Consider the following 12,591-nt stretch of genomic DNA (forward strand, 5'->3'; position numbering starts at 1 on the left):
GTGCGCAACCTCGACCCGGGTCGGCGCCGCTCCACCTCCCGGGGCGGTTCCCGATATGTCCCTTTCACGGCCCGCCGCCCCGACAATGATCGACTTTTCTGGAAGAAAAGTGCAGTGGGACTTCACGATTCCGCCGGAAAAGTTGATCTTCGAGGTCTGCGGAACCCGGTACAGCACCATGGATGGTCACCCTCCGTGATGTGGAGGATCGCGACCGGCTCGGGCGGGAATCGGAGCATCGAATGACCGATCTGTCGGACGACTACGCCGGCGCCGGCTTCGGCCGTCCCCTGGAATGGGGCACGGCGCCGGCGGTGCTCGTCATCGACATGGTGCGGGCGTACTTCGAGCCGGACGCCGAGCTCTACATGGGCAGCCGCGACTGCCTCGACTCGACGGCGCGGGTCATCGCGGCGGCCCGCGCGCACGGCGTGCCCGTCATCTACACCCGGGTCGAGTACGGCCCGGGTGGGATCGACGGCGGGCTGTTCTTCAGGAAGGTGGGCGCGCTGAAGCACTTCGTGCGCGGGTCCGGGAGTCCGTTGGGCGACATCATGCCGGAGATCGCGCCGCACGACGACGACCTCGTCATCGTCAAGCAGTACGCGAGCGCGTTCTTCGGGACGTCGCTGTCGGCGACGCTCGCCTCCGCGCGCATCGACACGCTCGTGCTGTGCGGCGTCAGCACCAGCGGATGCGTGCGGGCCACGGCCGTCGACGCGATCTCCTACGGCTACCTGCCGGTGGTCGTGCGGGAGGCCGTCGGCGACCGCGACCCGCGCCCGCACGAGGCGAACCTGTTCGACATCGCCGCGAAGTACGGCGAGGTGTGGTCGGAGGAGTCGGTGCTGCAAAGGCTCGCGTCGTGAGGACCGTCGAGCGCTACGCCGTCCTCGTGGTGTGGGCGCTCATCATCCTGTTCTTCTCGTGGCGGTCCGACTCGTTCGCGTCCACGTCGACGGTCAAGCTGATCCTCAGCACGCAGACCGTCATCCTCATCGCCACGCTGGGAGTGATGATCTCCCTGGCGGTGCAGGAGTTCGACCTGTCCATCGGGGCCGTCGTCGGGTTCGGCGGCTGTCTCGTGGCCGTGCTCGACGGCGAGCAGGGCCTCCCACCCGGTCCGGCCATCCTCATCGCGATCGTCGCCTGCGCCCTGTTCGGCGCGGTCAACGCGGCGATCTCGGTGCTGCTCGGCGTCCCCTCGATCATCGTGACCCTCGGCAGCGGCACCCTGCTGACCGGGATCACGCTCGGCATCACCGACTCCAAGGTGGTCACCGGGATCTCCGCCAAGACGGTGCGGTTCATGACCGACCCGTTCCTGTTCGGGATCCCGCTTCCGTTCTACGGCGGGCTGCTGCTCTGCCTCGCTCTCTGGTTCGTCCTCCAGCACACCCCGCTGGGCCGGCGCATGATCTTCATCGCCGAGAACCGGGAAGTGGCCCGCCTGGCCGGCCTCCGGGTGACTCTCATCCGCGCCGGCGCACTCGTCGCCACGTCCACCCTCGGTGGGCTTGCCGGCATCGTGCTCGCCGGAACCAACAGTGCGGCCAACCCGCAGGCCGGCGCCTCCTACCTGCTGCCCGCGTTCGCCGCGGCCTTCCTCGGCTCGACCACGATCGTTCCGGGCCGGTTCAACGCCTGGGGCTCCTTCGTCGCGGTCTACTTCCTCACCACCGGAATCACCGGCCTGCAGTACCTCGGGTACGCGGGCTGGCCGGAGCAGGTGTTCTACGGCGGTTCCCTCGTGGCCGCCGTGACCCTCAGCCACATCGCCGGCCATCGCAAGCTTCCTTCGTTCGCCTAGAACCCAGCGCTTCTCGAGAGGGGACCCCCATGTCCCGTGGTTCACTGCGCCTCAAAACAGGTGTCGTGCTGACGATCGTCGCCATGCTCGCGGCCGGCTGCACCGACGAGGAGACCCCGTCGGACACGCCGGCGCAGAGCGTCGGTCCCACCGCGACCGACGCGGCCGCCGGCCTCGCCGAGGCCCAGAAGATCATCGACGAGTTCCGGCAGCCGCCGAAGTGGCAGGGCCCCGACGCGGCGGTGCCGATCGGGTCGGTCGCCGGCAAGAAGGTGACATACATCAGCGTCTCCAACTCGATCCCGGTGCTGAAGTACTGGAGCGACGCGGTCACCCGGCTGCTGCAGCAGTACGGCAACGTCACCATGAACGTCATCGACGCCAAGGGCTCGGTCGACGAGGCCAACAAGGGCTTCGAGCAGGCGATCGCGCAGAAGGCCGACGTCATCGTGTTCCAGGCGCTACCGGCGCAGCTGTTCCAGGCCCAGATCACCCGGGCCAAGGCGGCCGGCATCAAGGTGATCAGCGCCAACACCGGCGTTCCCGGCAAGGTCGACAACGGCCAGTACTCGGAGGTCTCCTTCGACTACGTCAAGGTCGGCCAGCTCATCGGCGACTGGATGGTGGCCGACTCGCAGGGCAAGGGCAAGGGACTCGTCGTCAGCTCCGACGACGTGCCCGCGTCGCAGCCGCAGGCGCAGGCGACCGCCAGCGAGGTCAAGCGGCTCTGCCCGGCCTGTGACATCCAGATCAAGGACGTGCAGATCCCGCAGTGGCAGACGTCGGTGCCGACGCTGTTCCAGACCACCATCAACAGCGACCCGACGCGCACCTACCTGCTGCCGCTCTACGACGGCCAGGGCCTGCCCGGCCTCGGCGCGATCCGCACCGCGGGCGCCGGCTCGAAGGTGAAGGTCGGCGCGTTCAACGCCACCCCCGGCATCGTCGAACAGCTCAAGGACCCGGCCAGCGGCCTGAAGCTCGACATCGGCGGCCACAACGAGTGGTGGGCGTACGCCTGCACCGACGCGATCTTCCGGGCGCTGACCAACACCGCCCCCGTGCAGAACTACAACGTGGGGCTGCGCATCTTCGACACCAGCAACGCGAACCTGATCCAGGGCACGGACGAGTTCTCCTGGTACGGCTCGACCGAGTACCGGACGAAGTTCCCGGCGCTGTGGACGAAGTAGAAGCCGTTCTCGAGCTCGCGGGCGTCTCGAAGACCTTCGACGGCGTCCGCGTGCTCCACGATGTCACGCTCACCGTGCGGGCCGGGGAGATCCTCGGCCTCATCGGTGAGAACGGCAGCGGCAAGTCGACGCTCATCAAGATCCTGTCGGGCTACCACTCCCCCGATCCGGGTGCGCGGATCGAGCTGGACGCCGCGTCGTTCATCCATCAGGATCTCGCGCTGGTGCCGTCGATGACGGTGCTGGAGAACCTGCGGATCGCGCGCTTCGACACCGGGTTCGGGTGGCGCATCCGGTGGTCGGCCGAGCGGGCGCGGGTCGGCCGGTTCCTCAAGCAGGTGGGCCTGGACGTCCATCCGGACACGCGGGTCGGCGACCTGTCGGTCACCGAGCAGGCCCTCGTGGCGATGGCGCGCGGGCTCGCGGACATCGAGGAGACCGGGTCCTCCCACCCGCTGCTCGTGCTGGACGAGCCGACCGCGTACCTGCCGAACGACGGCGTACGGCGGCTGTTCGGCGTGCTGCGCGACCTGGCCGCCGACGGCGCGGCGATCGTGTTCGTCTCGCACCGGCTCGACGAGGTGCGTGAGCTGTGCGACCGGGTCGCCGTCCTCCGCGGCGGCGACCTCGTCGCGGTCGTCTCCGACCAGTCGGAGAAGGAACTGCTGCGGCTGATGCTCGGCCGGCCCGTCGAGGAGCTGTACCCGGACACCCCGTCGCCGGAGGGCGAGCCGCTGCTGTCCGTCGACGGGCTGAGCGGCGGCACCCTGGCCGACCTGTCGTTCACCGCGCGACCCGGCGAGATCATCGGTTTCGCCGGGCTGCCCGGTTCGGGCTACGACGAGGTCCCGTACCTGCTCACCGGTGCGCGGCCGGCCGGCGGCGGGCGGGTCCGGTTCGACGGGCAGGAGCTGGCGGCCGCGACGCTGCGGCCCCGGTCGGCGATCCGGCTCGGGCTGGCGCTGCTGCCCGCCGACCGCGCGCACACCGGCTGCGCGCCCGCGCTGACCGTGCGGGAGAACATGACGCTGCCGACGCTGCCGGCGTTCACCCGGTTCCGCGCCGTCGTGAACCAGCGCCGGGAGCGCCGGGCCGCGCTGGAGCAGGTGGAGCGCTTCGCCGTGGTGCCGAGGCGCACGGAGACCGCGCTGCGGTACCTGTCCGGCGGCAACCAGCAGAAGGTGCTGCTGGCGAAGTGGATGCTCGGGCAGCCGAAGGTGCTCGCGCTGCACGAGCCGACCCAGGGCGTCGACGTCGGCGCCAAGCGCGAGATCTTCGCCCACCTGTCCGACGCGGCCGCCGCCGGCGCCGTCGTGCTCCTGTCCACAGTGGAGCACGAGGACCTCGCGCACCTGTGCAGCCGCGTGCACGTGTTCCACGGTGGACGGTGCCGCCGCGTCATCGAGCAGGCCGACCTGACGCCGGGTCGCCTGGCGGAGGCGGTGTACGCGTCGTGAGCGAGCCTTGGCGAGCGAACCATCAACTCAGCCGCCGCGCACGCATCGCGGAGCGTAGCGGAGCGATCGCATGACGCGTCTCATGGTGGAGAAGATCTGGGACGCCCACCGCGTGCGGAGCGCGGAGGGCGAACCGGATCTCCTCTACGTGGACCTGCACCTGGTGCACGAGGTGTCCTCGCCCCAGGCCTTCGACGGCCTGCGGGCGGCGGGACGGGCCGTGCGGAGACCCGACCTGACGCTGGCGATGGAGGACCACGCAGTACCCACCACGGGTCTGTCCATCGTGGACCCCATGGCCCGAGCGCAGGTGGAGGCGTTGCGCCGCAACTGTTCCGAGTTCGGCATCACGCTGTACGAGATGGGCGCCGCCGAGCAGGGAATCGTGCACGTGGTCGCCCCGCAGCGCGGGCTCACCCAGCCCGGCATGACGATCGTGTGCGGTGACTCGCACACCTCGACCCACGGCGCGTTCGGAGCGCTGGCGTTCGGCATCGGCACCAGCGAGGTGGAGCACGTGCTCGCCACCCAGACGCTGCCGCAGCGGATGCCCCGCACGATGGCCATCGAGGTCGACGGCGAACTGCCGGTCGGCGTCACCGCGAAGGACCTGATCCTGTCGGTGATCGCGCGGGTGGGCGTCAACGGCGGGGCCGGGCACATCGTCGAGTACGGGGGCGGCGCCGTGCGGGCCCTGTCGATGGAGGCCCGGATGACGCTGTGCAACATGTCCATCGAGTTCGGTGCGCGGGCCGGCATGGTCGCGCCCGACGACACCACGTACGCCTACCTCGAGGGCCGGCCGCAGGCCCCGCGGGGCGCCGCGTGGGAACGGGCCCTGGAGCACTGGCGCTCCCTCCCCGGCGACGCGGGCGCCGCCTTCGACCGCGTGGTCGAGGTCGACGGCCGGACCGTCGCACCGTTCGTCACGTGGGGCACCAACCCCGCGCAGGCGGTGCCCGTCGACGGCGCCGTGCCGGCACCCGACGGGTTCGCCGACCCGCTCGTCCGCGAGGCGGCCGTACAGGCGTTGCGCTACATGGACCTCACGCCCGGCACCGCGATGCGCGACATCGCCGTCGACACGGTGTTCGTCGGCTCGTGCACCAACGGCCGCATCGAGGACCTGCGCGCGGCCGCGGCCGTGCTCCGCGGACGCCGGGTCGCCGACGGTGTCACGATGCTCGTCGTGCCCGGCTCGATGCGGGTGCGGGCACAGGCCGAGGAGGAGGGCCTGCACGAGGTCTTCACCCGCGCCGGCGCGCAGTGGCGGGCCGCCGGATGCTCGATGTGCCTGGGAATGAACCCCGACCGGATGGAACCGGGCGCGCGCAGCGCGTCGACGTCCAACCGGAACTTCGAGGGACGCCAGGGCCCCGGCGCCCGCACGCACCTGGTCTCCCCGCCGGTCGCCGCCGCGACGGCGGTGACCGGCCGGCTCGCCGCTCCGGGCGACCTCCCGTAGCGGGCGCCTGGTAGGGTCCCCGGCCGGTGGGGTCGTAGCGCAGAGGTCGACGCGCCCGTACCCAAGCTGGAGGACGCCGGTTCGAATCCGGCCGGCCCCACCGCCGCGGTCCCGACGAGGCAGGCGATGACATTTGTCATCGGTGCCCCGTGCGGCCGGCACCGGAACCGTGGTACCGCCGGCACTACGCGGGCTCCCACCACCCGCCGAGACTGCTGACATGAAGCGCACACTCGCGGTCGTTCTGGCCGCCGTGACGGGTCTGTCCGGCACCGCGCAGGCGTCCGCCCGGGCGGCCGAACCGGCACCGGTCCAACTCGTCCTGCCCATGCCGACGGGGCCCCACCGCGTCGGCACCACGTCGCTGCACCTGGTCGACGCGTCCCGGCCCGACCCGTGGGTACCCGCCACGCGCACCCGCGAGATCATGGCGCAGATCTGGTACCCGGCCTCCAGCGTCCGCGGTCACCCGCCGGCGCGATGGGTCTCGCCCGGCGTCGAGGCGATCCTCACCCCGCCCGGCTCACCGGCGCGGCTGCCCGTCACGCACGGGCACGTGGGCGCACCGGTGCGGCCCGGTCGGCACCCCGTCGTCCTGTACTCCGCCGGACTCGGCATCGAGCGAACCGCCAGCACCGCGCTCGTGGAGGACCTCGCCAGCCGGGGGTTCGTCGTGGTCACCATCGACCACACCCACGAGGCGCGGGCGGTCGAGTTCCCCGGCGGTCGCGTCGAGACGGCGGCCACGCCGACGCCGACCACCCCCGCCGAGGAGGAACGGATCCTCGCCACGGCGCTCGCCGCGCGGGTGGCCGACACCCGTTTCACCCTCGACAGCCTCGCGCTGATCACCCGGGGCGGCAACCCCGACGCGTCCCGCCGGCCGCTGCCCCGCGGCCTCCAGCAGGCGTTCGACCTCGACCGGACCGGCATGTTCGGCCACTCCCTGGGCGGTGCGGCGGCCGCACAGGCGATGTACGAGGACCGCCGTCTGCGGGCCGGGCTCAACCTCGACGGCAGCGTCTTCGGGCGGGTCGTGACCGCCGGCCTCGACCGGCCGTTCCTGCTCCTCGGGTCGCAGTCACACGGCGACGAGCCCGACGAGACGTGGGTGGAGCTGTGGTCGCGGCTCCGTGGGCCGCGCCATCAGGTGGAGCTGCTCGGTTCGGGACACCTGTCGTTCGCCGACTTCCAGGTGCTGCTCCCGCAGTCCGGTGTTCCGCCGGAGGACCTGGAGCCGCTCCTCGGGACGATCGACGGCGAGCGGTCGGTGCACGTGCAGCGCGTCTACGTGGCCGCCTTCTTCGACCGGTACCTCCGGCACGGCGACGGACGGCTCCTGTCGACGCCGTCGCGCCGCTACCCCGAGATGCGGATCGTCGCGACGACCGGGTGACCCGGGCGATACACCTCGGCCGAGTTCGCCGCGTCCTGCTCCCGCTGCCAGGTCTGCACCAGCCTGGCGCCACGCCGGGGTCCGCTGGAACAACGCCGCCGCCGAAGCGCTCACCGAGTACCAGGAACAGACCAGAGCCCCGATGTTGCGCCCGGCATCGCGACGTCTCGACCCGCGCCCGGAGGTCGTCATCGACCAGCCACGGCCGCGGGTCGCGCTTCCTCACGAACCGGCCAACGCACCCGCCGCGAACGAGTCACCTGCCTCCACCGATTGAATCGGGAGGTCTCAGGGCCGGCCGTCACCGGCCCGTCGTGAAGTAGAACGTGGCGCCGACGCCGACCTCGCCCTCGGCCCAGATCCGCCCGCCGTGCCGGTCGATGATGCGGGACACCGTCGACAGGCCGATGCCGGTACCGGGGAAGTCGTGGTCCTCGTGCAGCCGCCCGTACGGGCGGAACAGGTTCCCGGCGTGGTCCATGGGGAAGCCCGCGCCGTTGTCGCGCACGAGGAACGCGCCGTCCTCGGTGCCGACGTCGATGCGGGGAGCGTCGGTGCGGCGGGTGTACTTCCAGGCGTTGCCGATGAGGTTCTCCAGCACCACGCGGATCAGGTCGGCGTCGGCGTCGGCGCGCAGGCCGTCGGCGACCGTGACCTCGACGGCCCGGTCGGGCTCGCCGCGGCGCAACGCCTCGACGGTGGCCCGGGCGGCGGCGGTGACGTCGACGGGCCCACGGGTGATCGCCGCCCGCCCGGCGTGGGACAGCTCGAGCAGCGAGCGGATCAGCTCGGCCATCCGGTCGGCGGCGACGTTGATGCCGCGCAGGTAGTCGAGGGCCTCGCCGTCGAGGACGTCCGCGTAGTGCTCCAGCAGCAACCGGCAGAAGCCGTCGATGACGTTCAACGGGTTGCGCAGGTCGTGCGAGACCGAGTAGCTGAACGCCTCCAGCTCGCTGTTCTTCCACTCCAGCTCGCTGATCAGCTCGGCCCGGGTGCGGGCCAGCTCCCGCGCGGCACGCGCCTCGGCGGCCCGCAGCTCCTGCTGCAGCCGGTCCTCGCGGGCCTGCCGGTGCTCGTCCTGGAATTGCTTGCGCCGCATCTGTGCCCGGATCCGGGCCCGCAGCACGTCGAACCGGTCGGACTTGACCACGTAGTCGTCCGCGCCGTCGCCGAGCCCCGCGCGCACCGAGGCGGCGTCGTCGCTGTCGCCGAGGACGATGACCGGGATGTCGCGGATCTCCGGTGCGGCCTTGAGGAGCCGGCAGGTGTCGGCGCCGCTGCGCCCCGGCAGGTGCGGGTCGACCAGGATGCAGTCGACGGGCTGGGTGGCGAGCAGCTCGACGGCCTCCTCGCCGGTGCGGGCCCGGACCAGCTCGTACCCGTCCTCGCGGAGGCAGGCCGTGAGCTGGTCGAGGTAGGCGGCGTCGGCGTCGACGGCCAGCACCCGCTTGGGCGCGTGCAGGCTGGGGTGCCGCTCGTGACCGGGGGTCGTGCTCTGCCGCAGGATCGCGGCGACCTTCGCCAGCAGCACGCCGGTGTCCTCGTTCTTGCGCACGAACGCGTCGGCCCCGGCGTCGAGCACGTCGAGCTCGAGGTGCCGGTCGGTGGACCCGGTGAGCAGCAGGCACGGGACGTCGCGCAGCGCGGGGTCCAGGCGCACCCGGCGGATCACGGTGGCGCCGTCGATACCCGGCAGCGCGCCGTCGACGATGATGATCCCGGGCCGGCGCGTCCCGGCCAGCCGCAGCCCGTCCTCCCCGGTGGCGGCGGTGCGCACGGTGTACCCGTCGGCCTCCAGCTCGCGGCGCAGCTCGGCGCGCAGGGTCCGACTGTCGTCGATGAGCAGCACCGACAGGGCTTCGTCGCCGTCGCGGTCGCCGAGAAGCTCGCGGGCCCGGGCCACCACGTAGCCGGAGTCGTACGGCTTGCCGACGTACTCGTCGGCGCCGGTGCGCAGGCCGCGCACGCGGTCCTTGACCTCCGCCTCGCTCGACAGCATCAGCACGGGCGTGCTGCCGTACCGGTGGTCGGAGCGGATCTCGCGCAGCAGGTCGACGCCGTCGCCGTCGGGCAGGTGCACGTCGAGGATGATCGCGTCGGCGCCCTCGCCGTCGAGCACCGTGCGGGCCTCGCCGACGGTCGCGCACGGCACCGGGTCGAGGCCGCCCGTCTCGAACGCCTCGGCGAGGTCCATCCGCACCGTCAGGCTGTCGTCGACGATCAGCACCCGCGTGGTCACGGCTGCCGGACCGGAACGAGGCGGCGGCCCATCTCCGCCGGCGGCAGGACCTCCTCGGCGGCACCGAGCAGCACGGCTTCGCGGGGCATCCCGTACACCACGCACGTCGCCTCGTCCTGCGCCAGCGTGCGGCACCCGGCGCGGCGCATCGCCAGCAGCCCGGACGCGCCGTCGCGGCCCATCCCGGTGAGCAGGCAGCCGGTCGCGGCGCCCGGATAGGCCAGCGCCACCGACTCGAACAACACGTCGACAGACGGGCGGCAGGAGTGGCGTTCGGGCCCGTCGTCGAGGTGCACCCGCCCGTCCCGCACGGTCAGGTGCCGCTCCCCCGGCGCCACCGTGACCCGGCCCGGTGCCACCGGTTCGCCGTCGCGGGCACACGCCACCCGGTGCGCGGTCTGCCCGTCGAGCCACTCCGCGTAGGACGCGGCGAACGCCGCACCGATGTGCTGGACCAGCAGGATCGGCACCCCGACGTCGGTCGGCACCGCGCGCAGCAGGTCGACCACCGCCGCGGGTCCCCCGGTCGACGCACCCACGGCGACCACCTGCTGCCGGTCCCATCGGACCGGAGCCACCGGAGGCGCCTCACGCAACCTGGTCAGCTTGGCCCGGGGGTGGGTGATCACCGCGACCTTCGAGACGACCCGGACCGCCGACCGCAGCTTGCGGTCCCACACGTCGTCGGGGACGTCGCCGGTGGGCTTGTCGAGCGCGTCGACGGCACCGGCGGCGAGCGCGGCGCACGTGGTGAACGCCTCCGACCGGTTGTCCGACGCCGACACCACCAGGATCGGGATCGGGCAGTGCGCCATGATGTGCTCCGTGGCGGCCAGCCCGTTCAGGCCCGGCAGCATGATGTCCATCGTGATGACGTCCGGTCGCAGGGTGCGGGCGAGGTCGATGGCGGCGGTGCCGGTGCCGGCCACACCGGCGACCTCGATGCCCGGATCGGTCCGCAGCGCCTCGCACAGGCGGTGCCGCACCGTCGGGGAGTCGTCGACCACGAGCACCCGGATCATCCGCTGGCCACCAGCCTTCCGATGTGGTCGAGAAGCTCGTTCTGGTCGAAGGCGCCCTTGTCGACGTGCATCGCGGCACCGGCCTGACGGCCGCGTTCCCGGTCGGCCGGCGACGCGCGCGAGCTGACCAGGATCGCCGGGACCTCGCGCAGCACCGGGTCGGCCTTCGTCTGCTCGATGAACGTGAAGCCGTCCATGCCGGGCATCTCCACGTCGACCAGGAACAGCCCGTACCGGGTGTCGCGCGCCTTGGCCAGCGCCTCCTCCGCCGACGCGGCCGTCTCGACCGCGTAGCCGGCCGACTCGAGGATGCTGCGTTCGAGCATGCGGGTGGTCAGCGAGTCGTCCACGACGAGCACCGGCCGGCTCGCGGCCGCGACGTCGCGGTCCTCGGACACGGCGGCGCGGCCCCGCGTCGCGGCGGCGACGAGCCCGGCCGGGTCGAGCACGATCCGCGGGTTGCCCTCGCCGTCGAGGCACAGGCCGCCGACGACGGCACCGGCGGGTGCGAGCGGCGGCACGGCCCGCACGACGACGGTGGTGGTGTCGACGACCCGGTCGAGCCCGATCGCGGCGGTGCCGGCCGGTGCGGACACGACCATCGCTACCCGGGCGTCCGTCGTGCGCGTTCCGAGGACCGTCGCGAGCGGTAGATACGGGACCGTGTGCGCGCCGAACCGGATGGTGCCGCCGCCGGTTCCCTCCAGGTGCAGGCACTGCCGTACCGCGTCGAGCGGAACGACCGCGAGGGTGCCGGCGGCCTCGACGAGCAGGCTCTCCACGGCCAGCAGCGACAGCGGCACGGTCAGCTCGACGGTGGTGCCGCGTCCCGGCTCGCTGGCGATGGTCACCTCGCCGCCGAGGCGGGCCGCGGTGTCGCGGACCATGTCCATCCCGACGCCGCGGCCGGACAGCTCGGTCACCGTGCCCGCGGTGCTGATCCCGCCGCGCAGCACGAGCGCCGCGAGGTCGGCGGGGCTCGCCGAGGCGGTGTCGATGCCGGCCCGCGTCGCCGCGCGGCGCACCGCGTCGACGTCGACGCCGCGCCCGTCGTCGCGGCAGGTGAACACGATGCGGGTGCCGCGGCGGCCGACCTCGACGGTGACGCGCCCCTCGTCGGGCTTGCCGGCGGCGCGGCGGGCGCCGACCGGTTCGATGCCGTGCGCCACCGCGTTGCGGACGATGTGCAGCAGGCATCCGTACACAGTGGACAGTACGTGCGGGTCGAGCCGCGTGTCGCCGCCCGCGCCGGTGAACGCGACCCGGCAGCCGACCTGCGTGGCGGCGTCGCGGGCGGAGCGGTGCAGCGTCGGGAAGATCGACCCGGCCCGCACCAGGCGCAGCTGCTCGGCGCTGCCGCGGATCTGGCGCAGCTCCCGCTCGCCGTGCTCGACCGAGCGGACCAGGTCGTGGGTCACCGCGGCGAGGTCGTCGCCCAGGCCCGCGGCGACCGCCCGCCACCGGTCGCGGGTGCCGGCCGCGCCGGGCGCGTCGAGCTGGGCGCGCAGCAGGTCGATGCCGCGCCGGATCCGGTCGAGCTCGTCGAGGCCGCGCCGCAGCGGCGCCAGATGGGTCTGCGCCTCGCCGATCGCTTCGAGGAGGTCGTCGACGTCGGCGGTGTCGGTGCGCACGATCGCCGGCTGGTCCGGCTCCTTCGCCGGCGCCGCCGTCCCGGGTGGTGGCGCCGGGGGTCCGGACGCGGGAAGCGCGGCGATCCCGGCGTCGATCCGGTCGACCTCGGCGAGCGCCGCCGCGATGGCCGCCGCCGGCACCGCGGCCGGGTCGGCGCGGTGCGCGTCGAGCACGTCCTCCAGCGCGTGCGCGGCCTCGGCGATCCCGGCCTGCTTCACCACCCGGGCCGCGCCCTTGAGCGTGTGCGCCGCCCGCAGCACCCGGGCCAGCGCGGCGTCCGGGTCCTGCCCGCGTTCGAGGTCGAGCACCCCGCCGGCGAGGTCGTCGGACAGCTCGCGGGCCTCGACGCGGAAGTAGCGGTACGGGTCCGCGGCCAC

9 protein-coding genes are annotated in these 12,591 nt (G+C 72.9%); 6 read left to right on the forward strand and 3 right to left on the reverse strand.

The annotated features are described in order from the left end of the window. Positions 1-242 precede the first annotated feature (242 nt). The 6 genes from Voc01_RS10145 (at position 243) to Voc01_RS10170 (ending at position 7,321) form a co-directional block, all read left to right on the forward strand. Positions 243-869 carry an isochorismatase family protein gene (locus tag Voc01_RS10145; protein ID WP_203927056.1) on the forward strand — a complete coding sequence of 209 codons (627 nt, stop codon included), beginning with the start codon at positions 243-245 and terminating at the stop codon, positions 867-869. After that, the gene (locus Voc01_RS10150) at positions 866-1,810 is read left to right on the forward strand and encodes an ABC transporter permease (protein WP_203927057.1); all 945 of its coding nucleotides are present in this window, start codon (positions 866-868) and stop codon (positions 1,808-1,810) included. The genes Voc01_RS10145 and Voc01_RS10150 overlap by 4 nt, the downstream gene beginning before the upstream one ends. Positions 1,811-1,839: 29 nt before the next feature. After that, positions 1,840-3,003, forward strand: a complete 1,164-nt coding sequence (locus Voc01_RS10155) for a sugar ABC transporter substrate-binding protein (RefSeq protein ID WP_203927058.1) — start codon at positions 1,840-1,842, stop codon at positions 3,001-3,003. After that, positions 2,991-4,460: a sugar ABC transporter ATP-binding protein gene (locus Voc01_RS10160; protein WP_203927059.1), complete on the forward strand. Its 1,470-nt coding sequence runs from the start codon at positions 2,991-2,993 to the stop codon at positions 4,458-4,460. The genes Voc01_RS10155 and Voc01_RS10160 overlap by 13 nt, the downstream gene beginning before the upstream one ends. Before the next feature lie 70 nt (positions 4,461-4,530). Further along, positions 4,531-5,925 carry a 3-isopropylmalate dehydratase large subunit gene (gene leuC, locus Voc01_RS10165; RefSeq protein WP_203927060.1) on the forward strand — a complete coding sequence of 465 codons (1,395 nt, stop codon included), beginning with the start codon at positions 4,531-4,533 and terminating at the stop codon, positions 5,923-5,925. A 220-nt stretch (positions 5,926-6,145) separates the two neighbouring features. Continuing rightward, complete coding sequence (locus Voc01_RS10170; RefSeq protein ID WP_203927061.1) at positions 6,146-7,321, forward strand: alpha/beta hydrolase family protein; 1,176 nt, start codon at positions 6,146-6,148, stop codon at positions 7,319-7,321. Between the two features lie 301 nt (positions 7,322-7,622). On the opposite strand, the gene Voc01_RS10175 is transcribed toward Voc01_RS10170, so the two are convergent. The 3 genes from Voc01_RS10175 to Voc01_RS10185 are packed head-to-tail and all read right to left on the reverse strand — an operon-like array spanning position 7,623 to position 12,591. Further along, positions 7,623-9,560, reverse strand: coding sequence for a response regulator (locus Voc01_RS10175; RefSeq protein ID WP_203927062.1), 1,938 nt, complete (start codon positions 9,558-9,560; stop codon positions 7,623-7,625). Then, positions 9,557-10,582 (reverse strand): chemotaxis-specific protein-glutamate methyltransferase CheB, encoded by a 1,026-nt coding sequence (gene cheB, locus Voc01_RS10180; protein ID WP_203927063.1) that lies wholly within the window; start codon positions 10,580-10,582, stop codon positions 9,557-9,559. The genes Voc01_RS10175 and cheB overlap by 4 nt, the downstream gene beginning before the upstream one ends. Further along, positions 10,579-12,591, reverse strand: a complete 2,013-nt coding sequence (locus Voc01_RS10185) for a hybrid sensor histidine kinase/response regulator (protein WP_203927064.1) — start codon at positions 12,589-12,591, stop codon at positions 10,579-10,581. The genes cheB and Voc01_RS10185 overlap by 4 nt, the downstream gene beginning before the upstream one ends.

The organism is Virgisporangium ochraceum (assembly GCF_016863655.1).
GTDB lineage: Bacteria > Actinomycetota > Actinomycetes > Mycobacteriales > Micromonosporaceae > Virgisporangium > Virgisporangium ochraceum.

Coding starts and splice junctions, on each gene's coding strand:
- Voc01_RS10145 (WP_203927056.1), top strand. CDS start 243: ATGACCGATCTGTCGGACGACTACGCCGGCGCCGGCTTCGGCCGTCCC.
- Voc01_RS10155 (WP_203927058.1), top strand. CDS start 1,840: ATGTCCCGTGGTTCACTGCGCCTCAAAACAGGTGTCGTGCTGACGATC.
- leuC (WP_203927060.1), top strand. CDS start 4,531: ATGACGCGTCTCATGGTGGAGAAGATCTGGGACGCCCACCGCGTGCGG.
- Voc01_RS10170 (WP_203927061.1), top strand. CDS start 6,146: ATGAAGCGCACACTCGCGGTCGTTCTGGCCGCCGTGACGGGTCTGTCC.
- cheB (WP_203927063.1), bottom strand. CDS start 10,582: ATGATCCGGGTGCTCGTGGTCGACGACTCCCCGACGGTGCGGCACCGC.